Source organism: Ralstonia sp. A12 (genome assembly GCF_000801955.1).
Lineage (GTDB): Bacteria > Pseudomonadota > Gammaproteobacteria > Burkholderiales > Burkholderiaceae > Ralstonia.
Window position 1 is genome coordinate 290,671 of the sequence record NZ_JSZO01000028.1, and the last position, 22,871, is coordinate 313,541.

23 protein-coding genes are annotated in these 22,871 nt (G+C 64.0%); 9 read left to right on the plus strand and 14 right to left on the minus strand.

Going from position 1 to position 22,871, the window contains the following annotated elements; genetic code table 11:
- The first annotated feature begins 133 nt into the window (after window positions 1-133).
- Window positions 134-781: a VTT domain-containing protein gene (locus PI87_RS23330; protein ID WP_039600092.1), complete on the plus strand. Its 648-nt coding sequence runs from the start codon at window positions 134-136 to the stop codon at window positions 779-781.
- A 3-nt stretch (window positions 782-784) separates the two neighbouring features.
- Here PI87_RS23330 and PI87_RS23335 read toward each other — a convergent pair whose 3' ends face one another.
- Together PI87_RS23335 and murJ are read right to left on the minus strand one after the other, a co-directional pair.
- Entirely contained in the window at window positions 785-1,630 is an 846-nt protein-coding gene (locus PI87_RS23335) for a SirB1 family protein (protein ID WP_039600093.1), read from the minus strand.
- On the minus strand, window positions 1,630-3,183 hold the full coding sequence (gene murJ / locus PI87_RS23340; RefSeq protein WP_039600160.1) for a murein biosynthesis integral membrane protein MurJ: 1,554 nt from the start codon (window positions 3,181-3,183) through the stop codon (window positions 1,630-1,632). The genes PI87_RS23335 and murJ overlap by 1 nt, the downstream gene beginning before the upstream one ends.
- A 309-nt stretch (window positions 3,184-3,492) precedes the next feature.
- Between murJ and rpsT the strand changes: the two genes are divergently transcribed.
- A complete protein-coding gene (gene rpsT / locus PI87_RS23345; protein ID WP_039600094.1) occupies window positions 3,493-3,759 on the plus strand; it encodes a 30S ribosomal protein S20 in 267 nt (88 codons plus the stop codon).
- A gap of 139 nt (window positions 3,760-3,898) precedes the next feature.
- Here the strand turns inward: rpsT and PI87_RS23350 are convergent, their stop codons facing one another.
- Window positions 3,899-4,216 carry a DUF3579 domain-containing protein gene (locus PI87_RS23350; protein ID WP_039600095.1) on the minus strand — a complete coding sequence of 106 codons (318 nt, stop codon included), beginning with the start codon at window positions 4,214-4,216 and terminating at the stop codon, window positions 3,899-3,901.
- A gap of 379 nt (window positions 4,217-4,595) precedes the next feature.
- Here PI87_RS23350 and argF point away from each other — a divergent pair, with 379 nt between their 5' ends.
- Window positions 4,596-5,522 (plus strand): ornithine carbamoyltransferase, encoded by a 927-nt coding sequence (gene argF / locus PI87_RS23355; protein ID WP_039600096.1) that lies wholly within the window; start codon window positions 4,596-4,598, stop codon window positions 5,520-5,522.
- An 83-nt stretch (window positions 5,523-5,605) separates the two neighbouring features.
- Here the strand turns inward: argF and argG are convergent, their stop codons facing one another.
- Together argG and ppnP are read right to left on the minus strand one after the other, a co-directional pair.
- Window positions 5,606-6,943 carry an argininosuccinate synthase gene (gene argG / locus PI87_RS23360; RefSeq protein WP_039600097.1) on the minus strand — a complete coding sequence of 446 codons (1,338 nt, stop codon included), beginning with the start codon at window positions 6,941-6,943 and terminating at the stop codon, window positions 5,606-5,608.
- 39 nt (window positions 6,944-6,982) lie between these two features.
- Window positions 6,983-7,300: a pyrimidine/purine nucleoside phosphorylase gene (ppnP, locus tag PI87_RS23365; RefSeq protein ID WP_039600098.1), complete on the minus strand. Its 318-nt coding sequence runs from the start codon at window positions 7,298-7,300 to the stop codon at window positions 6,983-6,985.
- Between the two features lie 195 nt (window positions 7,301-7,495).
- On the opposite strand from ppnP, the gene PI87_RS23370 reads away from it, so the two are divergent.
- On the plus strand, window positions 7,496-8,548 hold the full coding sequence (locus tag PI87_RS23370; protein WP_039600099.1) for a patatin-like phospholipase family protein: 1,053 nt from the start codon (window positions 7,496-7,498) through the stop codon (window positions 8,546-8,548).
- A gap of 4 nt (window positions 8,549-8,552) precedes the next feature.
- Here PI87_RS23370 and murB read toward each other — a convergent pair whose 3' ends face one another.
- Window positions 8,553-9,581 carry a UDP-N-acetylmuramate dehydrogenase gene (gene murB / locus PI87_RS23375; RefSeq protein ID WP_039600100.1) on the minus strand — a complete coding sequence of 343 codons (1,029 nt, stop codon included), beginning with the start codon at window positions 9,579-9,581 and terminating at the stop codon, window positions 8,553-8,555.
- 106 nt (window positions 9,582-9,687) lie between these two features.
- Here murB and PI87_RS23380 point away from each other — a divergent pair, with 106 nt between their 5' ends.
- Complete coding sequence (locus PI87_RS23380) at window positions 9,688-10,173, plus strand: YajQ family cyclic di-GMP-binding protein (RefSeq protein ID WP_009241389.1); 486 nt, start codon at window positions 9,688-9,690, stop codon at window positions 10,171-10,173.
- A 62-nt stretch (window positions 10,174-10,235) separates the two neighbouring features.
- Here the strand turns inward: PI87_RS23380 and aspA are convergent, their stop codons facing one another.
- Window positions 10,236-11,642, minus strand: coding sequence for an aspartate ammonia-lyase (aspA, locus tag PI87_RS23385; protein ID WP_039600101.1), 1,407 nt, complete (start codon window positions 11,640-11,642; stop codon window positions 10,236-10,238).
- 209 nt (window positions 11,643-11,851) lie between these two features.
- The gene (locus PI87_RS23390; protein ID WP_039600102.1) at window positions 11,852-14,236 is read right to left on the minus strand and encodes an acylase; all 2,385 of its coding nucleotides are present in this window, start codon (window positions 14,234-14,236) and stop codon (window positions 11,852-11,854) included.
- A gap of 151 nt (window positions 14,237-14,387) precedes the next feature.
- Between PI87_RS23390 and PI87_RS23395 the strand changes: the two genes are divergently transcribed.
- On the plus strand, window positions 14,388-15,404 hold the full coding sequence (locus tag PI87_RS23395) for a GlxA family transcriptional regulator (protein WP_039600103.1): 1,017 nt from the start codon (window positions 14,388-14,390) through the stop codon (window positions 15,402-15,404).
- Between the two features lie 7 nt (window positions 15,405-15,411).
- Here PI87_RS23395 and plsY read toward each other — a convergent pair whose 3' ends face one another.
- The 6 genes from plsY to queG all read right to left on the minus strand — a co-directional run bounded on the left by plsY (window position 15,412) and on the right by queG (window position 20,186).
- Complete coding sequence (gene plsY / locus PI87_RS23400; RefSeq protein ID WP_039600104.1) at window positions 15,412-16,035, minus strand: glycerol-3-phosphate 1-O-acyltransferase PlsY; 624 nt, start codon at window positions 16,033-16,035, stop codon at window positions 15,412-15,414.
- Window positions 16,036-16,105: 70 nt separating this feature from the next.
- Complete coding sequence (ybaK, locus tag PI87_RS23405) at window positions 16,106-16,597, minus strand: Cys-tRNA(Pro) deacylase (RefSeq protein ID WP_039600105.1); 492 nt, start codon at window positions 16,595-16,597, stop codon at window positions 16,106-16,108.
- 14 nt (window positions 16,598-16,611) lie between these two features.
- Window positions 16,612-17,547, minus strand: a complete 936-nt coding sequence (gene xerD / locus PI87_RS23410; protein ID WP_039600106.1) for a site-specific tyrosine recombinase XerD — start codon at window positions 17,545-17,547, stop codon at window positions 16,612-16,614.
- Window positions 17,544-18,020: a methylated-DNA--[protein]-cysteine S-methyltransferase gene (locus PI87_RS23415; RefSeq protein WP_039600107.1), complete on the minus strand. Its 477-nt coding sequence runs from the start codon at window positions 18,018-18,020 to the stop codon at window positions 17,544-17,546. Before PI87_RS23415 ends, xerD begins: the two co-directional genes overlap by 4 nt.
- 108 nt (window positions 18,021-18,128) lie before the next feature.
- The gene (locus PI87_RS23420) at window positions 18,129-18,791 is read right to left on the minus strand and encodes a chalcone isomerase family protein (RefSeq protein WP_039600108.1); all 663 of its coding nucleotides are present in this window, start codon (window positions 18,789-18,791) and stop codon (window positions 18,129-18,131) included.
- A 231-nt stretch (window positions 18,792-19,022) separates the two neighbouring features.
- On the minus strand, window positions 19,023-20,186 hold the full coding sequence (queG, locus tag PI87_RS23425) for a tRNA epoxyqueuosine(34) reductase QueG (protein ID WP_039600109.1): 1,164 nt from the start codon (window positions 20,184-20,186) through the stop codon (window positions 19,023-19,025).
- 51 nt (window positions 20,187-20,237) lie between these two features.
- Between queG and tsaE the strand changes: the two genes are divergently transcribed.
- Genes tsaE through PI87_RS23440 form a run of 3 tightly spaced genes read left to right on the plus strand, consistent with a single transcriptional unit; the run spans window position 20,238 to window position 22,863 of the window.
- Entirely contained in the window at window positions 20,238-20,792 is a 555-nt protein-coding gene (gene tsaE, locus PI87_RS23430) for a tRNA (adenosine(37)-N6)-threonylcarbamoyltransferase complex ATPase subunit type 1 TsaE (RefSeq protein WP_039600110.1), read from the plus strand.
- Window positions 20,786-22,324: an N-acetylmuramoyl-L-alanine amidase gene (locus PI87_RS23435; RefSeq protein ID WP_039600111.1), complete on the plus strand. Its 1,539-nt coding sequence runs from the start codon at window positions 20,786-20,788 to the stop codon at window positions 22,322-22,324. Before tsaE ends, PI87_RS23435 begins: the two co-directional genes overlap by 7 nt.
- Entirely contained in the window at window positions 22,324-22,863 is a 540-nt protein-coding gene (locus PI87_RS23440) for a GNAT family N-acetyltransferase (protein ID WP_039600112.1), read from the plus strand. The genes PI87_RS23435 and PI87_RS23440 overlap by 1 nt, the downstream gene beginning before the upstream one ends.
- Window positions 22,864-22,871: the final 8 nt, after the last annotated feature.

Below are 22,871 nucleotides of genomic sequence, written 5' to 3' on the forward strand. Positions count from 1 at the left end.
GCGCATTATAAATGTCACACCCTGTGTGGCGTATGGACGCAAGCCCCGGATGCCCCCACCGAGGGCTAGGGGAAATCTAAGTCGCATCCGGTATCATTCCCGCCTCGCTTAGGGGGATGGCTTGGATATCGTGATGCAACTGGTCGACATCGTGCTGCATGTCGACAAATCGTTGGGGCTGTTGATTCAGCAATACGGCGCGTGGGTGTACGTGCTGCTGTTCGCCATCGTCTTCGCCGAAACCGGCCTGGTGGTGCTGCCGTTCCTGCCGGGCGACACGCTGCTCTTCATTGCCGGCGCCATGTGCGCGACCGGTCAGATGGATACCTGGCTGCTGATCGTGCTGCTGGTGATTGCCGCCACGACGGGCAACACGGTCAACTACTTCGTCGGCTCGTGGATCGGCCCCAAGGTATTTGACGGTCACATTCGCTTCCTCGATCACGAAGCGCTGATGAAAACGCACGGTTTCTACGAGCGCCACGGCGGCAAGACGCTGGTGATGGCGCGCTTCATTCCGGTGGTGCGTACGTTCGCGCCGTTCGTGGCCGGTGTCTCGAAGATGACGTTTGCCAAGTTCCAGCTCTTCAACATGATCGGCGCCGTGCTGTGGGTCGGTCTGCTGGTGCTGGCGGGTGACCTGTTCGGCAACGTGCCCATCATCCGCGAGCACCTGAACACGATCGTGCTGATCGGCCTGGGCGCGGCGATTGTGCCGCTGGCGCTGGGCGGGGTGTGGAAGCTGCTCAAGCGCCGTCGCGGCGCGGTGGTGCAGAAGTAAGCGTTAATTCAAGTTCTTGCTCATGGCGCGCAGCGTTGGCATGCGCTCCTTGAGCTTGGCCGTGTCGGCCGCGTCGGGCCGGGCGTCGACATAGGCTTCCAGGTCCTCCAGGGCGGGGCGGAAGCACTCCAGGTTGGCGTAGGCCAGCCCCCGGTCGCGCACTTCCTCGATGGAGTCGGGCAGCAGGATCACCAGCCGCTGCTGCACCGCCAGCAGGCGCTGCCAGCGCGACTCCTGCAGATAGATCGCCTTCAGGTTGCGCAGCAGGCGCGCGATGATCTCGCGGTGCGTGGCCACTTGCAGGAACACCCCGAGCGGCACCGTGTTCGGGTCTTCGATGCCTTCCTTTTCCAGGTACGGGTCGAGCATGTCCTGCAACTCTTCCTTCGATAGCGTTTGCCCCGTCAGCGGATCGAGTACGACCTCGCCGGCGGGAATGCTCATGCGCACGAGAAAGTGGTTTGGGAAGGACACGCCCTTGAGCGGCAGGCCGATCTGCTGGCCGATCTCCATCAGCAGCACCGCCAATGAGATCGGGATGCCGCGCCGGCTTTGCAGCACGGCGTTCAGGTAGGAGTTCTCGGGGTCGTAGTAATCGTTCGCGTTGGGCCCGAAGCCCAGTTCGCGATAGAAGAACTGATTGAGCAGGCGCAAGCGCTGGATGGCCGGTGTGCCATCGGCCACGCGGTTCTTGATCCGCGCGACCAGCACGTCAATGGCTGCCAGCTCGCTTTGCAGGTCCAGGTCCGGATACGCGTCCTGTGCGATGGACAGGGCGGTTTCGGTGAGGGGGATGCTGTCGTCGTCCGCGACCAGGGCCGAAAAATAATCGAGGACTTTAGTGGTCATCAGATGGCCTTCTTTCGGAACGTGGAGAACTTCAACCCAGTCAGCCACAGTGTACCGAAATAGACCACCGCGCACAGGACGAGGCTTGCCCCCAGCAAGGCGATGCGCACGAGCGGCTTGGCGCCCAGTCCCACCCAATCAAAATTGTGTGCGAGCCACAGCAGCACGCCGGCCAGCAGCAGCACGGCCGACGTTACCTGCGCCAGGAACAGCCCCCAGCCCGGCAACGGGTGGTAATACCCGCGGCGGCGCAGGCCGAAGAACAGGAGTGCCGCATTGATGGTCGCGCCAAAGCTGATGGACAGCGCCAGCCCCGCGTGGCCGAACATCGGCACGAAGACATAGTTGGAGAGCTGCGTCGCTGCCAGCACCACCAGCGCGATCTTCACCGGCGTACGGATGTCCTGCCGCGCATAGAAGCCCGGCGCCAGGATCTTGATGACGATCAGGCCAACCAGCCCGACGCCGTACGACGTCAGCGCCTGGCGCGTCATCTCGACGTCCATGCCGGTGAACTTGCCGTAGTGGAACAGCGTGGCCGTGAGCGGCGCTCCGAAGATGAACAGCCCCACCGCCGAAGGCACCGCCAGCAGCACCGTCAGCCGCAGGCCCCAGTCGAGCAGCGAGGAATACTCTTCGCGATTGTTGTCCGCGCTCGCCTTTGACAGGCTCGGCAGCAGGATCGTCCCGAGCGCCACGCCCAGCAGCGCGGTCGGGAATTCCATCAGCCTGTCTGCATAGTTCAGCCACGACACGCTGCCCGTCGGCAGGCGCGAGGCGATGTTGGTGTTGATGATCAGGCTGATCTGCGCGACCGATACCGACAGCGTAGCCGGCAGCATTTGCTTGAGCACGCGCCGCACGCCCGGGTGATGCCACGCTGCGCGCACGTTGAATGACACGCGCGGCAGCATGCCGACGCGGCGCAATGACGGAATCTGAATGGCGAGTTGCAGGATGCCGCCCACCATCACCGCATAAGCCTGCGCGTAGATGGGCGTCTCAAGAAACGGCGCCACGAACACTGCCGCCACGATGAACGACAGGTTCAGCAGCACCGGCGTGAACGCGGGCACCGCAAATTGCCGCCACGTATTCAGAATGCCCGAGGCCAGCGCCACCAGCGACACCAGCCCGATGTATGGAAACATCACCCGCGTCATGAAGATCGCCGAGATGTAGGCTTGGCTCTCGTGCTCCTTGAAGCCCGTCGCCACGGCGGTGACGATCAACGGCGCGCCGATCACGCCCAGCGCCGAGATGATCACCAGGAACCACGTCATCACCGTGGCCACGGAGTCGACCAGGGCACGGGTTTCGTGCTCGCCCTGGCGGTTCTTGAACTCGCCCAGGATCGGCACGAACGCCTGCGAGAACGCGCCTTCGGCAGAGAGCCGGCGCAGCAGGTTCGGGATGCGGAAGGCGACGTTGAAGGCGTCGGTATAGACCGAGGCGCCGAAGGCACGGGCGATCAGCGTTTCGCGGATGAGCCCGGTGATGCGCGAGAGCATCGTCAGGCCGCTGATCGTGGCGAGGGTTTTGAGGAGATTCAAGATGAATGCGTGGTTGGGCACAGCCCCGTCAGCCACAATGGGGCGATGGCGGTCAGACCGGCGGCGCCATGCGGGGTTCGCGGTTGGCGTGACGGTATGGCGCAATTGCGGCCGTATTATAGGGACTGCCTCGCCATGCGCTCAAAAGTGCCGCAAAAGCCGCAAACTGCCGTCATCCGGGCGATTTCACAACACGGTTTGCATTGGATGCGGAAGTCTGCGTATAATTGCCGTCTTTCACCAATTTGCGCGCTTCGGCCTTCCGTGTCTCCCGGGGCGCTTGCTACCGTTTTCTTCAGGGATTTTTCCATGGCAAACACCGCACAAGCACGCAAGCGCGCACGCCAAGCCGTCGTTCTGAACGCTCACAACTCGGCACTGCGTTCGCGTCTGCGCACCGCTATCAAGACCGTCCGCAAGGCCGTGGCTGGTGGCGACAAGGCTGCAGCCGCTGCTGCATTCAAGACCGCTCAAAGCACGATCGACAGCATCGCTGACAAGAAGATCGTCCACAAGAACAAGGCTGCACGCGCCAAGTCGCGTCTGTCCGCTGCCATCAAGGCAATGGCTGCCTAAGTTCGGGTGATGCCGGTCTAGCCGGCATGGCGTGACAGCAGTTGTCACGCGCCGGCGATAAAAAAGCCTGTCTTCGGACAGGCTTTTTGCTTTGGTGCGCACGCGAGAGCGTTCGGCGCGCTGCCGTGCCGATGGCGCGTTATGTGGGCGCGCCTTCTTCGGGCAGGATGCAGGCTTCGACCAGTTGCAGGTTGTTGTCGTGCGCGAAGTTCAGCACGAAGTCCAGCGCCTTGGGTTCGATCTCGCGCAGGCGCTCGTCAACGAAAACGCTCTTGATGCCGCCCGACATGACGGGGCGCACAAAGGGGGAGTAGGTCAGGCGGGGGTCCCCAGTGTCACCGGCGGGGCGGAACTGCGCCATCACGCCGCACAGCCGGTCGGCCCAGTCGCTCGGGCGGAAGGTCTTTCCGTCACGGGTGACGCCCTGGATAAAGAATTGGCGAGGGTAGGCTGCCATGGACTGCTTGGGGCTTGTGGAGATTTGCAAACGGCTTCGACCGTGCGGGTGCCGCAACGTTCGAACGGGGTGCACTTGTGGTGCAGATGATGCGCTTGTCTGGTTGCGAACGCGTGAACCAACTGAGCCGATTTGCGGCGCTGGTTTGCGGGTCGATTGCAGACGATCTGGGCATCCAGAACAGCCAGTATTATATCTTATATAAGACTTTCATCGGCCTTTCACCGGTGCCTTTATGGTAGCGCCGGCCGGCCGGCTGGAACTCGCCAAACCGGCGGTGATCCCGTATGATGGGCTGAATCTTCAACAGACAAGGCGGCTAGGGCGGCGTGCTACGGGACTTCCCGGTGCGTCATCTGCGGGCCGCCTTCGTTGTTTTATGAACCCACCAAGCTCGATCAAGCACTACCTGCAGTTCAAGGACTTTTCGCTGGAAGAGTACGAGTACCTGCTGGACCGTTCCAAGATCCTCAAGGCCAAGTTCAAGAACTACGAGACGTGGCACCCGCTGCACGATCGCACGCTGGCCATGATTTTCGAGAAGAATTCCACGCGAACGCGCCTGTCGTTCGAAGCCGGCATCCACCAGCTCGGCGGCCACGCGGTCTTTCTCAACACGCGCGATTCCCAACTGGGCCGCGGCGAGCCGATCGAAGACGCGGCGCAGGTCATCTCCCGCATGACCGACATCATCATGATCCGCACCTTTGGGCAGGAGATCATTGAGCGCTTTGCCGCGCATTCGCGCGTGCCGGTCATCAACGGGCTGACCAACGAATACCACCCGTGCCAGGTGCTGGCCGACATCTTCACCTTCATCGAGCAGCGCGGTCCGATCAAGGGCAAGACCGTCACCTGGGTGGGCGACGCCAACAACATGGCGTACACGTGGATCCAGGCGGCTGAGATTCTCGGCTTCAACTTCCATTTCTCGGCGCCGAAGGGCTATCAACTTGATCCGGCTATGGTGGCCGATTCCGCCCGCCCGTTCGTGCACGTGTTCGAAAGCCCGCTGGAAGCCTGCGACGGCGCCCACCTGGTGACCACCGACGTGTGGACCAGCATGGGCTACGAAGCCGAGAACGAAGCGCGCAAGAAGGCCTTCGGTGACTGGATGGTCACCGAGGCGATGATGCAGCGCGCGCAGCCCGATGCATTGTTCATGCACTGCCTGCCCGCGCACCGCGGCGAGGAAGTCGAAGCAGCAGTCATCGACGGCAAGCAGAGCGTCGTGTGGGACGAAGCGGAAAACCGCCTGCACGTGCAGAAGGCGCTGATGGAATACCTGCTCTGCGGGCGCTACTGAGAGCCGCAGCTAAGTCAGACGCCATAAAAAAGGCCGCTCCGATTGACGTCGGAGCGGCCTTTTTGCCTTGAAGCGGCAGACAGTTACTTCTTGCCGCCGTCCAGCTGGGGCAGTGCGTTGCTGGTGCCCAGCGACAGCAGGCCAGCCTTCGAGTAGATCGACAGCTTGTCGCGCGTGTCCATCAGGTCCAGGTTGCGCATGGTCAGTTGGCCGATGCGGTCCGCCGGGCTGAACGGTGCGTCTTCCACCTTTTCCATCGACAGACGCTCAGGTGCGTACGTCAGGTTGGCCGACTCGGTGTTCAGGATCGAGTAGTCGTTGCCGCGGCGCAGTTCCAGCGTCACGGTGCCGGTCACGGCACGGGCCACCCAGCGCTGGGCGGTTTCGCGCAGCATGATGGCTTGCGGGTCGAACCAGCGGCCCTGGTACAGCAGGCGGCCCAGGCGCAGACCGTTGATGCGGTACTGCTCGATGGTGTCTTCGTTGTGAATGCCGGTGACCAGGCGCTCGTAGGCGATGTGCAGCAGCGCCATGCCCGGGGCTTCATAGATGCCGCGGCTCTTGGCTTCGATGATGCGGTTTTCGATCTGGTCGCTCATGCCCAGGCCGTGGCGGCCGCCGATGCGGTTCAGTTCCAGGAACATCTCGACCGGGTCGGCAATCTCCTTGCCGTTGACGGCGACCGGACGGCCTTCGTCAAAGGTGATCGAGACTTCTTCCGCCTTGACCTCGACTTCCGGCTTCCAGAACGCCACGCCCATGATCGGGTTGACGATGCGGATACCGCTGTTCAGGTGCTCCAGATCCTTGGCCTCGTGGGTGGCGCCCAGCATGTTGCTGTCCGTCGAGTAGGCCTTCTCAGCCGACATCTTGTAGCCGAAGCCTTCCTTCGTCATGAAGGCCGACATTTCGGCGCGGCCGCCCAGCTCGTCGATGAAGGTCTGGTCCAGCCACGGCTTGTAGATCTTCAGCGCCGGGTTGGTCAGCAGGCCGTAGCGGTAGAAGCGCTCGATGTCGTTGCCCTTGAAGGTCGAGCCGTCGCCCCAGATGTTGACGTCGTCTTCCTTCATGGCGGCGACCAGCATGGTGCCGGTCACGGCGCGGCCCAGCGGCGTGGTGTTGAAGTAGGTGATGCCGCCGGTGCTGATGTGGAAGGCGCCGGCCTGGATGGCGGCAATGCCTTCATTGGCCAGTTGTGGGCGGCAGTCGATCAGGCGGGCCTTCTCTGCACCGTACTCCATCGCCTTGCGCGGGATGGCATCGTAGTCTTCCTCGTCGGGCTGACCGAGATTGGCGGTGTAGGCATAGGGCAGCGCGCCCTTGTTCTTCATCCAGCGCAGCGCAGCGCTGGTGTCGAGACCGCCGGAGAAGGCAATGCCGACCTTCTGGCCGACAGGAACGTGTTGCAGGATGGTTTCCATACTCTTTCTCTTCAAATGATCGCTGCTGGCGCCTGACGGTTAGGCGTAGTGGCAGATGTAGTGGTAGGCCTCGGTCACGCGAATGTCGAACTTCGAGTTGGCCGGAACGTGGAAGCTTTCGCCTGCGCCGGAAGTCTTCCACTCGTCGGTGCCGTCGAGCTTGTATTCGCAGGCGCCGCCCACGCATTCCATGATCTCGGCGGCGGCCGTGCCGAAGGTCAGCGTGGCAGGCAGCACCACGCCCACGGACTTCTTGGTGCCGTCGGGCAGGGTAAAGCCGTGGCTGACGCACTTTCCGTCAAAGTACACATTGGCCTTGGTGGTCAGGCGGACGCCGTCAAAGGATTCGGTGGTCATGAAAAGGTCGCGAAAGGCGTGGTCTTAGGGTCAAACCAGCCATTTTAGGCCATCTGGACGCGCGCGGGCCGCCCTCCGCCCCCAATTGCACAGATTGCCCCTGCCGCGTGTGGAGCCCCCGCCACGGCGCGGAAACCGGTATCGTTCGCTGATCCAATAAGCGCCGCTGGGCGCGCCAGCTTCCCGGGGGAAGGCATGCAGAAGCCGCACGGCACCAAGCACATCAATCTCGCGCTGCAGGGCGGCGGCGCGCACGGGGCGTTCACCTGGGGCGTGCTGGACGCGCTGCTCGAAGATGGGCGCCTGTCGTTCGAAGGCCTGAGCGGCACGAGCGCTGGTTCGATGAACGCGGTGGTGATGCTCGATGGTTTGCTCGAAGGCGGGCCGGAACGGGCACGCGAAAAGCTGCATGCGTTCTGGCTGGCGGTGTCGACGGCCGGCTCGCCGTTCTCCACCGTGGGCGAGAACGCCAAGGCGCTGCTCTCAGGCAAGCCGTTGTTTCCCGATAGCTGGCCGGTGGCCGACTGGATGCGCATGTGGGATAGCTGGATCAGCGTTACCTCGCAGGGCACGCATTACAACCCACTGCGTGATCTGCTCGCCAACCACGTCGATTTTGACCGGCTGCGCGCCTGCCCCAATACCAAGCTGTTCCTGGCCGCTACCGACGTCAACACGGGCAATGTGCGCGTGTTCAATACGCCGGAGATCAATGCCGAGGTCGTCCTGGCCTCCGCCTGCCTGCCATATCTGTACCCGGCCATCGAGATCCACCGCCACCACTACTGGGACGGCGGTTACATGGGCAACCCGGTGCTGTTCCCATTCTTCTACGAGACCAAGACGCAGGACATCCTGCTCGTGCACGTGAACCCGATCGTGCGCAAGGAGGTGCCTGACCAGCCGCACGAAGTGATGGAGCGCCTGAACGAGATCACCTTCAACGCATCGTTGCTGCGCGAGATGCGCGCCATCGCTTTCGTGCAGAAGCTGATTGCGGAGGACTGGCTCAAGCCCGAATACCGCGATCGCCTGAAATACATCTACCTGCACGCCATCCGCGCGGACAAGCCGCTGGGCGACCTGTCGTCATCGACCAAGCTGGTGACGGACTGGAGCTTCCTGACCATGCTCAAGGAGCGCGGCCGGCATGAGGGCAAGGCGTGGCTGCGCAAGCATTTCGACGATGTTGGCAAGAAGGGGACCGTCGACATCCAGAAGGAATACCTGCGCGGCGAAGAGGTCTAGGCGATCAGATGACGATGGGTTCGGGCTCGATGCGCACGCCAAAGCGGGCGTAGACCGTGTCCTGAATCTCACGCGCCAGCGTCATCAACTGCACGGCGCTGCCGCCACCGCGATGCACCAGCACCAGCGCCTGCTTTTCATACACACCCACCGCGCCGCTCTGCCTGCCTTTGAAACCGCACTGGTCGATCAGCCAGCCGGCGGCGAGCTTGTAGGTGCCGTCCGGCTGTACATAGCCGACCAGATTCGGGAAGCGCTCGATCAGCGCACCGCGCGCAGCAGCATCGACGATGGGATTCTTGAAGAAGCTGCCCGCGTTGCCGATCTCAGCCGGGTCCGGCAGCTTGCGGCGGCGGATGGCGACCACCGCGTCGAAGATGTTTTGCGCAGTCGGCGTTGCGATGTTCTGTGCGCCCAGCTCGCGGGCGAGTTCTGCGTAGTGCGTGTCGGGTTGCCAGTCGACGGGCAAGGCGAAGGTGACCTCGGTGATGACGTAGCGATCAACGCCCGCCCGCTTGAAGAGGCTGTCGCGATAACCGAAGGCGCAGTCGGTGGCGGTGAGTGTGACGAACTCGCCGGCGTGGCGGTCGTAGGCGCGCAGGGAATGGAAGCGGTCCTTGATCTCGACGCCGTATGCGCCGACGTTCTGGATGGGGGCGGCGCCCACGGTGCCGGGAATCAGCGCGAGATTTTCCAGCCCAGGCAAGCCATTGGCGACGGTGTGTGCCACCAGGCCGTGCCACGATTCGCCGCCGCCGGCCGTGACGGTGTGGAATTCGTGGCCATCAATCGTTTCCCGGCCGGTGGTGATGCCCGGAATCTCCATCAACAGCACCAGACCGTCAAAGCCCCGCGTGAGCACGACGTTGCTGCCGCCACCGAGCACCAGCACGGGCAAGCCCTGGACACGCGGGTCGGCCAGCGCGGCCGGGACGTCCTCCGGCGAGCGCACGTGTGCGGCATAGCGGGCGGTGGCCTCAAAACGGAACGTGTTGTGCCGGCCTAGGGGATAATGCGTGTCGAGCAACGCCATGGCGCCAAATCTGCTGGGAAAGCCGAGATTATAGAAGCCATGGCGCACGCGGCACCCGCAGCAGGGCGCCGCAGCAACCCGAATTCAAGTCTGTAAGGAGAACACGATGCCGTCGTTTGACGTGGTATGCGAAGCCAACATGGTGGAAGTGAAGAACGCCGTGGAACAGGCCAACAAGGAGATTTCGACGCGATTCGATTTCAAGGGCTCGGACTCCCGCGTCGAGCACAAGGAGCAGGAGCTGACCCTGTTTGCCGATGACGATTTCAAGATCGGCCAAGTCAACGACGTGCTGATGAACAAGCTCGCCAAGCGCAATGTTGACGTGCGCTTCCTGGACTACCAGGACAAGCAGAAGATCGGCGGCGACAAGATGAAGCAAGTCGTCAAAATCAAGAAGGGCGTGTCGGGCGATCTGGCCAAGAAGATCGTCAAGACGATCAAGGACAGCAAGATCAAGGTGCAGGCCAGCATTCAGGGCGATGCGGTGCGTGTGACCGGCGCCAAGCGCGATGATCTGCAAAGCGTGATCGCCATGCTGCGCAAGGACGTGAGCGATACGCCGCTGGATTTCAATAACTTCCGCGACTGAGCTGAGTACTGCTCAAACAAAAACGCCCCGCATCAACGGGGCGTTTTGTTTTGCTGCGGGGATCAACCCGCCGCAACGGCGCGCGGCTGCGTCAGCATTTCGGGCTGCAGAATCTCGTCCAATGCTTCCTGGCTGAGCAGGCGCTTGTCCAGCACGAGCTGATATACGCTGGCGCCGCTGGTCAACGCTTCCTGCGCGATGGCCGTGGCGTTGGTGTAGCCGATGTGCGGGTTCAGCGCCGTGACGATGCCGATCGAGCGCTCCACGTTGTCGCGCAGGTGATCGACGTTGGCCGTAATGCCGTTGACGCACTTGTCGGCCAGCGTTAGGCAGCCGTTGCGCAAGTGCACCAGGCTCTTGAACAGGCTGTGCGCAATGACCGGCTCAAACGCGTTGAGCTGAAGCTGCCCTGCCTCGGCAGCGAAGGTGATGGTGACGTCGTTGCCGATCACCTCGTAAGCGATCTGGTTGACCACTTCCGGAATCACCGGATTCACCTTGCCCGGCATGATGCTGGAGCCAGCCTGCATGGGTGGCAGGTTGATCTCGCCCATGCCGGCGCGCGGGCCGCTGGAGAGCAGGCGCAGGTCATTACACGTCTTCGATAGCTTGGCCGCCATGCGCTTGAGCACGCCCGAGATATGCATGAACGCACCCACGTCTGGCGTGGCTGCTACCAGATCCTGCGCGGTGATCAGCGGGATGCCTGTGATCTGCGCCAGATGCTTGCGCGCAGCTTCTGCGTAATCCGGGTGCGTGTTGATGCCGGTGCCGATGGCCGTGGCGCCCAGGTTGATCTCACGGATCGTCGACAGCGCCTCCAGCAGCCGCGCCTGATCTTCGGCCAGACCGACCGCATAGCTGCCGAATTCCTGGCCAAGCGTCATCGGCACGGCATCTTGCAATTGCGTGCGGCCCATCTTAAGCACGCTGCGGAATTCGTTGGCCTTGCGCTCGAACGATGCGCGCAACACGCTCATCGCCTCCACCAACTGCAGCACGAGATCATGCGTAGCGATATGCAGCGCCGTCGGATACACGTCGTTGGTGCTCTGGCTCATGTTCACGTGCTCGTTCGGGTGCAGGTGTTCATACGCACCGCGCGCGTGGCCGAGCTGTTCGAGCGCGAGGTTGGCGATCACCTCGTTCGCGTTCATGTTGGTGGAGGTGCCTGCGCCGCCCTGGATGACATCAACGACAAAGTGCTCATGCGCCACGCCCGCCTGCACCTGCTTGCACGCCGCGACGATGGCATCTGCGCGGGTCTTGTCCAGCAGACCGAGTTCGTGATTGGCGAGCGCCGCGGCAGCCTTCACGCTGGCCAGCGCATTGATCAGTTGCGGATAGACCGAAATGGGCGTGCCGGTAATCGGAAAGTTCTCCAACGCACGCAGCGTGTGAACACCGTAGTACTTGTCGTTGGGGATGTCGCGGTCGCCGAGCAGGTCGTGTTCAATGCGAGTGGCCATGGCTGGTGTGTCTCAGAGTGGGGTTGTTGTGTGCCGAATTCACCAAAAGAAATGGCCCGCAATGAACGCGGGCCAGCTCAGGTGATAGCGCAAATATCTCCGCTCTTCTGTGGAGAATTGCTGAGACTTATTCGGGCCGAGGCGAATCGTCCTCATGCGCGGCAAAAGGACGCGTCCCCGCGTTGCCCGGGGACGACTCACTCAACCCATCACTGCGACAGCTTGGTTACCTTCAGCGCCGGGTCAGCGGCGATGGCGGCGTCGGAGAACGGCAGCCGGTTCCAGCGCTTGGCCGAGAACTCACGCATCTGGTCGAACGCATGCGGCGAGGCCGGATCGCTCGATTCGCCGTAGGTCAGGAGGGCTTCTGCTACCGGGCCCTGGTCGTCGAACGTGACGGTCTGGATGTAGCTGGTGCCGAAGTACACCTGCATCCCCTTCGGCCCGATCGGCGTGCTTTGCAGCTTGTTGAGGACGCCTTCGTACTCCTCGCCGCCATGCAGGGCGATGCCGCCGCCCGGTGCGTGTGCCGCCTGTACGGTGCCGAGCGGCGCATCCAGCGCAAAGCCTGCCGTGCGGACGGCGCCCACGGCATCCTTCAGTGCCTTGAACACGGCGGTGCGCACGGTTGCATCGCTCATGCGCAGGCTGCGCGGCGTGTGGATCGGGTCAGCCGGGTTGAAGGCGACGGCGTAGACGTGCGGGATGTCCTTGGCGCGCATCCAGAACTCGCGGAACAGATGCGCGGCGCGGGCGTCGGCGTTGCTCGTGAGGTTCCACTGCGCGAGGGCGGCACAGCCGTCGCGCACATCGGCGTCGAGATTGGGCGTGGCTTTGCACGCGGCCAGCAGATCGTCGCGCACGAGATGGCCGGCGAGGTTGGCATCGCGGAAGATCATCGCCTGCAGGTTCGGCAGGTTGACCTTGTTGCCGGGCAGGCCATCGGTGCCGCTCAGACGACGGTCGATCTCGATCAGGCCGATGCGGGTGCGCAGGCGCTGCGGCACGTCGACCGAGCCCATCACCGGTGAGAAGCCGGTCATCTTCTGCGCCGGGTTGCTCAGCCACGAGCTGTCGTTGCTGTTGGCGACGTAGTCATCGCGCTCCAGCACCGGCATGCGTGCAGGTGCCACCAGGCCCGGCACCGGCGATGCCGGATCGACCTGCCAGTCGCACGCGCTGCGCGAGCCGTCGAGCAGCACCAGCCCCACGCCCTTGAACAGCTTGTCGGCCAGCGGCGACGGCGCGCAGCGCTTGAGCGCTTCAGTCGAGACGTCCGGCGTGGTCGACACGTCAGCAAACATCGCACGGCCGTTGCGGTCGGTGGCAATCGTGTTGACCCAGGGGATGCCGAGATTGCCGATCGCCTGGCGGATGCCCGCTACGTCCTTCGCCTGCGCGATGTGCAGCCACGTGTCGATCGAGCGTGTGTTGTTGCGGTTGGCATCACGCAGTGTGTAGGCCTTTTGCGTGGTCCACGGCATGCCGCCTGCGGGCATCGACAGCACGGGGCCGTACACCGTGTTGTAGAACGTGTGCGTGCGGCGCTCGATGCGGCCGTCCGGCTGCTTCACGTCAAAGGCCACGGTGCGCGTGGTCATCTTGTGCGGCGTGCCGTCGATCAGGTACGTGGTCGAATCGCCCTCGGCGAGCTTCAGCTCGAACACCGTGAAGCGGCGGCCGGTGGAGACGGTATGCGTCCACGCCACGTCTTTGTTGAAACCGATGCTGACGACCGGGAAGGCGGCAATCGACGCGCCCATCACGTCCAGCTTGCCCGGCACCGTCAGGTGGACCTGATAGAAGCGGTTGGTGGTCGTCCACGGGAAGTGCGGGTTGCCGAGCAGCACACCGTGGCCGTTGTCGGTGGCACCTTTGCCGAAGGCCCAGCCGTTCGAGCCGATCGGCATGTCGCGCAGTTGCAGGTCGCGGTCGAGCGCGGCCGTGTCGATGGCGTGCGGCGGGATCGTCAGGTTCGACACCGGTGCACCGCCCGGCGGCTGCGCAGCAACGATGCTCTGCAGCATGGCACCAGCGCTGGCCTGGATGGCTTTCTCTTCGCCCATCAGCATCATGTCGCCCAGCGTGAGCGGGCGTACCCAGGCCGCGTTACGGCACGCGGACGGGCGGTCAGCCGGCGGCGTGTCTTTCAGATAGCGGTTGTAGCCCGCGATGTAGCCGCGCAGCAGCTCGCGCGCTTCCGGCGACATCTGCGCGTAACCGGCGCGCAGGCCGGCTTCATCAAACGCGCCCTTGAAGAACGCATCCGACTGCGTATTCGGGATCGGCTTGAACGACACGGTTACGGTGCCTTCCGGCCCGAAAGTCTTCGAGCGCTCGCCGTTGACGGTAATGACCTGGTCGGCCAGCAGGCAGACGTTGTCCTGCGCATAGGCATAGGCCATGCCGAAGCCGAGGCTGGCGTAGTCGTTGGCGCGGACGTGCGGAATGCCGAAGCGGGTGCGGCTGATCTGGGCCGAGAGGCCGGTGTCCGACGGCGTGGCCCAGCCACTGTCAGCGGTGCTTGCGCAGCCAGCCAGCGCCGCAAGCGCGGCCATGGCGAGCGTGCCGCGCAGTGTGAATCCCTGCGTCATGCGTTGTCTCCTGATGTTGTTATCAGCGGCCGCGTCTGTGCGCAGCCACCGCTGCATCGTCAATCGGACGGGTCTTATCTGAAAGAGGTATTCCCGCCAGAGTTAGGGTTGATCCCGCCACGTAGATTGCCGCCCATGCCTATACTGCGGCATGCCCAATATCGACTTGTTGACCTTTCCCGATGCCGGTTTTTCCACGCTGGCAACCGCTGCTGACACGCTGGGCGTGGCGAATGCGCTGGCATCCATGCAGGCTGGCAAGCGGGCTAATGCCGCCAAGGCGCCGGTGTTTGGCTGGCGACTCGTCGCGCGGGATCCAGTTCGTTGGCGGGCCGCAGCAGAAGCGCTTGCCAGCCGCTGCGATGCGTTGCCGGAAGACGATGGTGCGCTTGGCGACGCGCTGATTGTTCCGCCGCTGCACTTCGACCATATCGGCACGCTGGAGCAGCGCCTGGCCTTGCTGGAGGTGGAGCGCGCCGCGATCCGCCGCTATCTGGCGGCGGGGCGGCTTGTGGCTTCGTCTTTTACGGGCGTGGCGATGCTGGCCGATGTGCTGCCAGCCGGGCAACGCTTGACGGTGACCTGGCTCATCGCCGGCTGGGTTCAGGGCAATTTCCCACACCTGAAGGTGGCGCCGGCACAGGCCATCGTCAGCAGCGGCAACGTGATCACCGCGCGGGCGATGGAGCATGGTGTGGCGCTGATGCATCGTGTAGTGGGGCGGCTGTCCGACGCACGGCTCGCCCGCACGCTGGCGAATACGGCGCTCGACCACCCTACGCGCGGCGAGGCCATCGGCATCTGGCTGCGCAGCAAGCCGGCCATCCGCGACAGCGTCGTGCTGCGCGCGCGGCGCTACCTGCAGCAGCATCTGCACGAACCGTTTGATCTGGGGAAACTCGCTGCCGCCGCCTCGACCAGCGAGCGGACGCTGCTGCGGCATTTCGCGAAAACGGTGGGGACGTCACCGCTGCAATTGCTGCATCGGCTGCGCGTGGAGCGCGCGTGTCACCTGTTGGAAGTTAGCACGCTGAGCCTGACGGCAATTGCCGAACAGTGCGGCTATCAGGACATGTCCGCCTTCCGGCGGTTGATCCGGCGGCACACGGGGCGGCCGCCGGGAGAACATCGACGCGCGCATTCCGTGCGCGCGGAGTTGCGGAGCTAGTGCCGAGTTAGGCGGCTTTCTTCTTCTCGCCGATGCGGCTTTCCTTGCCGGCCAGCAGCTTGGCGATATTGGCGCGGTGGCGTGCAATCAGCAGCACGGCCATCAGCGCAACCGCGCCGGCAACCCAGTCGAAGCCGTTCATCAGCACGTAGAAGAACGGTGCAAACACCGCCGACACCAGCGCCGCCAGCGACGAATAGCGGAAGAACACGGCGATGATGATCCAGGTGGCCAGCGTCGCCAGGCCCAGCCAGACGTTCAGCGCCAGCAGGATACCGGCTGCGGTAGCCACACCCTTGCCGCCGGCAAAGCGGTGGAATACCGGATACAAGTGGCCGAGGAACACGGCAATCACCACCAGAGCGATGCCCGTTTCGTCCACGCCAAAGCGCGCCGCCAGCAGTTGCGCCAGCCATACCGCCAGCCAGCCCTTGGCCGCATCGCCCAGCAACGTCAGGATCGCGGCCTTCTTGTTGCCCGAGCGCAGCACGTTGGTGGCGCCTGGGTTGCCCGAGCCGTAGGTGCGCGGATCAGCCAGTCCCATCACGCGGCTGACCACCACAGCAAACGAGATCGAGCCGATCAGGTAGGCGGCTACGGTAAAAAGGACGGTTGCGACGACTGGGGACATAGGGGTTCTGTGAAATCAGGCTGCGCGATTGTAGCGTGGTGCGTAGCGTGCACCGGCGGCCGCGTTCGTATCAATCGGGGTTTGCACAGTTGACGGGCTGCGCGTTCAGCGCCGTGGTTAGCACGCTGGGCGCCAGGCTCACCAGAAAGCCGCGCCGCCCGCCGTTGATATAGATGCGCTCCAGTTCCAGCACGGAGGCCTCCACGTACACCGGCATCGCCTTGCGCACGCCAAACGGCGACGTGCCGCCGACCAGGTAGCCACTGTGCCGTTGCGCCACTTCGGGCTTGCACGGCTGCACGCTCTTGCGGCCAGTCTGGCGCGCGAGGTTCTTGGTGGAGACCGAGCAATCGCCGTGCATCAGCACGATCAGCGGTTTGGCGTGCTCGTCTTCCATGACCAGCGTCTTGACGACGGCATGCTCATCCACGCCGAGCTGGCGCGACGATTCCGTCGTGCCGCCCTTGTCGACATAGTCGTAGGTGTGTTCGGTAAAGGCGACGCCGTGGGCCTTGAGGAACTGCGTGGCGGGCGTTTCGGAAACGTGTTTGGACTTGCTCATAGGGAAGGAAAACGCTATCCGCGCGGATGGTGCTGCGCATGCAGCGTGCGCAGCCGCTCACGCGCGACGTGGGTGTAGATCTGCGTGGTGGAAATGTCCGCGTGGCCGAGCAGCATCTGCACCACGCGCAGGTCAGCACCGTGGTTGAGCAGGTGTGTGGCGAACGCGTGGCGCAGCGTGTGCGGCGAAAGCGGCGCGTGAATGTCTGCACGCAGCGCATAGCGTTTGATGAGGTGCCAGAACGCCTGACGCGTCATGCCCTCACCACGCGTGGTGACGAACAGCGCGTCGGTCGTGCGCTCGCCAAGCAGTGCTGTGCGGCCATCACGTAGGTAGCGCCGCAGCCAGTCGCCGGCCTCGGCGCCGAACGGCACCAGCCGGTCCTTGCCGCCCTTGCCGCCGATCACGCGCACCACGCCTTCGTTCAGGCCGACTTCCACCGTCTTCAGCGCGACGATCTCCGACACGCGCAGGCCACTGGCGTACATCAGTTCGATCATCGCGCGGTCGCGCAGGCCGAGCGGTGTGTCGACGTCGGGTGCATTGATGAGCGCCTCGACCTGTGCTTCAGACAGCGTCTTCGGATAGCGCGGCGGCTGCTTGGCCGTGGGCAGCAGGCGCGACGGATCGGTGCTCACCACGTGCTCGCGCAAGGCCCACACGAAGAAGCGCTTGAACACCGTACGACGTCGGTTGGCGGTGGAGGCGCGGCTTTCGGCATGGCGAGCGGCAAAGTAGTCCGCCAGGTCACCATCTTCGGTTTCGGCGATGGATTTGCTGCGCTCGGCCAGCCAGTGCGCGTAGAGCGTCAGGTCGCGTCGGTACGCATCGAGCGTGTTGCGCGCCAGACCATCTTCGAGCCAGAGCGCATCGCAAAAGCGCTGGATGGCGTCGGCGCTCTGCGGGGGCAGGGCCGGGGTTTCGGTGTCTTTCGGTGCAGCGTTTCTCATATCAGCATCACGCCTTCGTGGCGCAGCAGCCAGTGCTTGATGTTCAGCAGGTAGCCGTCGGTGTGGTGCGAGAACCCGCCGATGCCCGATGCGCTCACTACGCGGTGGCACGGGATGAGGATCGGAAACCAGTTGTCGCCACACGCCTGGCCCACCGCACGCGGCACGCTGCCGATTTGCTTGGCGATGGTGCCGTAGGTGATGACGCTGCCGCATGGGATGGCGCTGATGGCATTCCACACACGGTGCTGGAAGTCCGTGCCGGCGGGCGCGAGTGGTACGTCGAACGTGGCGTTGGGGTTGCTGTAATACGCGTCGAGCTGGCGGGCCAGCTTGGTGATCAGCGCGTCGTTGGAGTCGACAGTGGGCGTGCTCTCCGGCAGATAGGAGAGTTCACGCAGGGCGCCGCCGGCCACGCGCACGCCCAGCTTGCCGAAGGGCGCTTCGAGAACGGCATCGAAAGGGGAGGGCATGATAGGGTCCAGCGCGGAAAAGCGACCCCGGGAATCTAGCACGTCGCTCAGTGCCGGGTGCCCGCCGCAATGCATACCATCGCGGCCTGCGGCTGGGAAAGCGGATCGTCAGCTACCGAGCAGTCCGCTTTTCAGGTCACGGTCGACCGGGTTGTTGCCGATGAAGATGCTGAGCACGGCCTGGTAGAAGTCTTCGCCGGGGATGGGCTTGCCGCGTGCCACGCCGTTGATGCTGATGGTGGTGCCGGCGTCGGGCGTGTAGTCGAAGTTGATGGTGTCGCCGCGGCGGGTGGAGCCGATCTGGCGCATGGCGTCTTCCAGCTGCGTCAGGCGATCGGACAGCCGTTGCAGTTGAATCTCGGTCTGATTGTGGTGGATGCCGTCATTCAGCGCGCGGATGAACGTGTCGGCACCCACATCGCGCAGCGGGTGGATCTGCAGCCGCTTCGGCCCTTTCATTGCGAGGATCAGCGCCGCGTTCTTGGCGCGCTCGGGCAGGTACAGGCCCGCCACATAGCCTTTGATGACGAACACCGAGCGCAGTCCCGTGCCGTTGAGCGGCAGTTCGCGGCCAGCCAGGCGTGCGGCGTCGTCAAAGTGCACGCCCTCGATGTCCACCGTCGCCCAGGCGGGAAGCGCGCATGCGGTCAGCAGCGCGGCACCTGCGATGCCGTGGCGCCATGTGCGCCGAATGATGTGCGAGCGGCTGAATGAGCGGGCACGCACTTCAAAACGCAGTGCGCGACGGAGGGAAAGCAAGGCGGAGAACATCGAAAACACGCGGTTTTTTGTAAGGCTCTATTTTTGCAAATTTCTATTTCAAAACCATTGGTGTCTGCCCTGATCCGCAACCGTTTGCGTTCCGCCAGGAATAAGGCTGCATTTCACTTGACGTTAACCACGGTTTCTCCTGTTTGTGCTAGGCGCAAATTGTCTTGTTTTTAAAACAATATCCGCCCCTGATTCCAATAGGGAATTAAAGCGCCAGGTATTGATTTGCCGTCAGGCCGCTAGGGCCCAGGCGACATGCTCACGCACGATGTCTGAGGGGTGATTAGCCCGCGCGTGCAACGCAGCCCGCAACTGCGCACGCGACGTCTCCGGCAACGGCGCGCGCAGCGCATTGCCCAGCGCAACCGCGATGTTGCGTAGCCAGCGCTCATGCCCGATGCGCCGGATCGGGCTGCCTTCGAGGCGTTGGTTGAACTCGCCTTCCGTCCAGTTGAACAGGTCGACCAGCGCGGTGGCGTCCAATCCGTTGCGCACGTCGAAATCGGGCAGGTTGGCGGGTACCGCAAACTTGTTCCAGGGGCAGATGAGCTGGCAGTCGTCGCAGCCGTACACGCGGTTGCCCATCGCCTCGCGCAGTTCGACGGGAATGCTGCCCTTGTGCTCGATGGTCAGGTACGAGATGCAGCGGCGTGCGTCCACCGTGTACGGGGCGACGATTGCCTGCGTGGGGCAGACGTCAATGCAGCGCGTGCAGTTGCCGCAGTGTGGTTCGACTGGTGGGTCGACGGGCAGCGGCAGGTCGATCAGGATCTCGCCCAGGAAGAACATCGAGCCCGCGTCGCGATCGAGCAGCAGCGTGTGCTTGCCGCGCCAGCCCAGGCCGCCGTTGCTGGCCAGCGCCACTTCCAGCACCGGTGCGGAATCCGTGAACACGCGAAAGCCATAGGGCCCGACCGCGCCGGCAATCTTCTCGGCCAGCTTCTGCAGACGCTGGCGCAGCACCTTGTGGTAGTCCCGACCACGCGCGTAGAGCGAGATGGTGGCGTCTTCGGGCCGGCGCATGCGGTCCCACTCGATGGCGCGCCAGTCGCTGCCGGCCGCTTGCTGATCTCGATGATGTGGCAGATACGGCATGCGCGCGACGATGGCGCGTACCGTTCCGGCAACAAGTTCGGCGGGACGTGCGCGGAGCAATCCATGGTTCGCCATATAATCCATGTCACCGTGAAACCCCTGCGCAAGCCACGTCTGGAGCCCTTCTTCAGCGTGCGAGAGGTCGACGCTGGCGATGCGGATGGCATCGAAGCCGAGCTCGGCGCCCCAGGCGCGGATCTGCGCGACAAGCGCAGCAACATCTGCCGCATTGCTGGGCAGGCGCGCATCGAGGTTCGTTTCGAGCGCTGCTGTGAGCGCTGGCGTGGGGGTGGCGGACATGCCTAAATTGTACGCAATGCCTACCGTGCTTCCTGCTCTCATCCACTTGCCATGCCCATTGGTTTGAACGCACCGCTTGCCGAGCGCACTGTGCCGCTCGCCGATGAGGCTGCTACGTCGGCCTTTGGGGCGGCGCTCGCCCAGGCCGTGCTGGCGCTTGGTCCGCGGCCCGTGCAGGTGCAGCTCTCGGGCGATCTGGGCGCGGGCAAGACCACGCTGTCACGGGCCATCCTGCGCGGCCTGGGCCATACCGGGCGCGTGCGCAGCCCCACCTATACGCTGGTCGAGCCATACGATGTTGCGGGAACCACCGGCACGCAGAAGGTCTATCACTTCGACCTGTATCGCTTTGCCGATCCGGAAGAATGGACCGATGCGGGTTTTCGCGACTGCTTTGCCGAGCCCGCCCTGTGCCTGGTCGAATGGCCCGAGAAAGCGCAGGCGCTGCTTGGCACGCCTGACCTGCATATCGCTTTGGCCGTTGACGTTGTGCACGAAACCTATGATGACGGCGTTGAACATGCACCGCGCGCCGCGCACCTGAGCGCGTACACGCCAACCGGCCTTCAACTCTTACAGTCGCTGTCACCTTTGCCCCCATGCTGATCAAGCATCTGCCGACCGATCAACCGGATGATCCCACCCTGCCGAGCCAGGCCCGCAGGCAATGGCTCACGCGCATGGCCAAGGCTGGCGCGGGTACCGTCATCCTCAGCCTGGCTGGCACGCAGATCGCACGCGGCGCCAACATCGTCGCCGTGCGCGTGTGGCCGGCAGAGGATTACACGCGCGTGACCATCGAATCCGACGTCGCGCTCAAGGCCACGCACCAGCTCATCAAGGATCCGGACCGTCTGATGGTCGACGTCGAAGGGCTGGACCTGAATCCGACCCTGCGCGAACTGGTCGCCAAGATCACGCCGAACGATCCGTACATTCGCCAGGTGCGCGTGGGCCAGAACCGGCCCAGCGTGGTGCGCCTGGTGTTTGACCTGAAGGAGAGCGTCAATCCGCAGGTCTTTACGCTGCTGCCGATTGCGGGCTACCGAAACCGGCTCGTGTTCGACCTGTATCCGACCAATCCGCCTGACCCGCTGATGCAGCTTGTGCAGGCCACCGAGGGCAAGCAGGAGCGCTTTGCGGCCTCGGGCGGTACGCCGATGCCGCAGTCGTCATCTGCGGGGGACGACGATGACCCGATCGCCGCGCTGGCCCGTCGCGAGAGCAGTGGCACCGCCACGCCGGCAGTGCCGCCGGCCAATGACACGCGTCCGACCATTGCCAGCCGTACGCCACCGGCCAAGACACCGCCCACCAAGCCTGCGAATCCGCCTTCGACACTGGCGAATGCGCCGCAGTCGCCGCCGCTGGATATCGTGCCCGACCAACCGGTGCCGCCACGTACATCGTCCGGCAGCCCACGCATGCGTCGGCTGCTGACGGTCGCCATTGATCCGGGCCACGGTGGCGAAGACCCCGGTGCTACGGGTGGTGCGGGCACGCATGAGAAAGACGTGGTGCTGTCGATCGCCCGCATGCTCAAGGCCAAGATCGATGCGCAGCCCAACATGCGCGCCATGATGACGCGCGATTCCGACTACTTCGTGCCACTGGGTGTGCGCGTGCAGAAGGCGCGCCGCGTGCAGGCCGACCTGTTCGTCTCCATCCACGCTGATGCCTTCGTGACGCCGGAGGCGCGTGGGGCGTCGGTGTTTGCGTTGTCCGACCGCGGAGCCTCCAGCGCGCAGGCCAAATGGCTCGCCAACAAGGAGAACGCGGCGGACATGATCGGCGGCGCCAACCTGGGCTCGAAGGACGCACAGGTCACGCGCGTGCTGCTGGACCTGTCGACCACCGCGCAGATCAGCGACAGCATGAAGGTCGGCCGCGCCGTGCTGGAGCAGATTGGCGGCATCAACCGCCTGCACAAGGGGGCCGTCGAGCAAGCCGGCTTTGCGGTGCTCAAGGCACCGGATATTCCGTCGATCCTGGTCGAGACAGCCTTCATCTCCAACCCGGAAGAAGAGGCCAAGCTCAACGACCTCGGCCACCAAAACCAACTGGCTGACGCCATCCTGCGCGGCATCCGCGCGTACTTCGCCAAGAACCCGCCGCTGTCGCACAACCCGGGTGTCTGATGGCGACGGCCGCGTTGCGCGAAGGCGGTGCGGCTGACGCCGACACCATCGCCAGCCTCCACACGCGGAGCTGGCAGAGCGCGTATCGCGGGCTAGGCATCCTCTCGGATGCCTACCTCGATGACACAGCCTTGGTCGATATGCAGGCGAAGTGGCGCGAGCGCATGTCGGCTCCGGTGGCTGGCCAATACGTCTGGTGTGCTGATCTCGACGGCCAGACCATCGGGTTTCTCTGCGCACTCCTGCATGACGACACGCCATGGGGCGCGCTTATCGACAACCTCCACCTACTGCCCGCCGCGCGCGGCCACGGCGTCGGCAAGCGCCTGATGGGTGAGGTGGCGCGCTGGGCCGCGGCCCAGGGTGTCAAACAACTGCATCTGCTGGTGTACGAGGCGAACACCGCCGCAATCGGCTTCTACGAAGCCCTGGGCGGTGTGCCGGTCAGCCGTGATTGGCTGGAGACGGCCGATGGTGGGCATGCGTGGGTGCGCACCTACCACTGGCCGGAAACGACGGGTTTGGTGGACTTGCCTTAGTTGGCCCA

What these genes read in the sequence shown, in the direction of transcription:
- PI87_RS23330 (WP_039600092.1), top strand. Translation starts at nt 134, where the DNA reads ATGCAACTGGTCGACATCGTGCTGCATGTCGACAAATCGTTGGGGCTG.
- PI87_RS23335 (WP_039600093.1), bottom strand. Translation starts at nt 1,630, where the DNA reads ATGACCACTAAAGTCCTCGATTATTTTTCGGCCCTGGTCGCGGACGAC.
- rpsT (WP_039600094.1), top strand. Translation starts at nt 3,493, where the DNA reads ATGGCAAACACCGCACAAGCACGCAAGCGCGCACGCCAAGCCGTCGTT.
- PI87_RS23350 (WP_039600095.1), bottom strand. Translation starts at nt 4,216, where the DNA reads ATGGCAGCCTACCCTCGCCAATTCTTTATCCAGGGCGTCACCCGTGAC.
- argF (WP_039600096.1), top strand. Translation starts at nt 4,596, where the DNA reads ATGAACCCACCAAGCTCGATCAAGCACTACCTGCAGTTCAAGGACTTT.
- argG (WP_039600097.1), bottom strand. Translation starts at nt 6,943, where the DNA reads ATGGAAACCATCCTGCAACACGTTCCTGTCGGCCAGAAGGTCGGCATT.
- ppnP (WP_039600098.1), bottom strand. Translation starts at nt 7,300, where the DNA reads ATGACCACCGAATCCTTTGACGGCGTCCGCCTGACCACCAAGGCCAAT.
- PI87_RS23370 (WP_039600099.1), top strand. Translation starts at nt 7,496, where the DNA reads ATGCAGAAGCCGCACGGCACCAAGCACATCAATCTCGCGCTGCAGGGC.
- murB (WP_039600100.1), bottom strand. Translation starts at nt 9,581, where the DNA reads ATGGCGTTGCTCGACACGCATTATCCCCTAGGCCGGCACAACACGTTC.
- PI87_RS23380 (WP_009241389.1), top strand. Translation starts at nt 9,688, where the DNA reads ATGCCGTCGTTTGACGTGGTATGCGAAGCCAACATGGTGGAAGTGAAG.
- aspA (WP_039600101.1), bottom strand. Translation starts at nt 11,642, where the DNA reads ATGGCCACTCGCATTGAACACGACCTGCTCGGCGACCGCGACATCCCC.
- PI87_RS23390 (WP_039600102.1), bottom strand. Translation starts at nt 14,236, where the DNA reads ATGACGCAGGGATTCACACTGCGCGGCACGCTCGCCATGGCCGCGCTT.
- PI87_RS23395 (WP_039600103.1), top strand. Translation starts at nt 14,388, where the DNA reads ATGCCCAATATCGACTTGTTGACCTTTCCCGATGCCGGTTTTTCCACG.
- plsY (WP_039600104.1), bottom strand. Translation starts at nt 16,035, where the DNA reads ATGTCCCCAGTCGTCGCAACCGTCCTTTTTACCGTAGCCGCCTACCTG.
- ybaK (WP_039600105.1), bottom strand. Translation starts at nt 16,597, where the DNA reads ATGAGCAAGTCCAAACACGTTTCCGAAACGCCCGCCACGCAGTTCCTC.
- xerD (WP_039600106.1), bottom strand. Translation starts at nt 17,547, where the DNA reads ATGAGAAACGCTGCACCGAAAGACACCGAAACCCCGGCCCTGCCCCCG.
- PI87_RS23415 (WP_039600107.1), bottom strand. Translation starts at nt 18,020, where the DNA reads ATGCCCTCCCCTTTCGATGCCGTTCTCGAAGCGCCCTTCGGCAAGCTG.
- PI87_RS23420 (WP_039600108.1), bottom strand. Translation starts at nt 18,791, where the DNA reads ATGTTCTCCGCCTTGCTTTCCCTCCGTCGCGCACTGCGTTTTGAAGTG.
- queG (WP_039600109.1), bottom strand. Translation starts at nt 20,186, where the DNA reads ATGTCCGCCACCCCCACGCCAGCGCTCACAGCAGCGCTCGAAACGAAC.
- tsaE (WP_039600110.1), top strand. Translation starts at nt 20,238, where the DNA reads ATGCCCATTGGTTTGAACGCACCGCTTGCCGAGCGCACTGTGCCGCTC.
- PI87_RS23435 (WP_039600111.1), top strand. Translation starts at nt 20,786, where the DNA reads ATGCTGATCAAGCATCTGCCGACCGATCAACCGGATGATCCCACCCTG.
- PI87_RS23440 (WP_039600112.1), top strand. Translation starts at nt 22,324, where the DNA reads ATGGCGACGGCCGCGTTGCGCGAAGGCGGTGCGGCTGACGCCGACACC.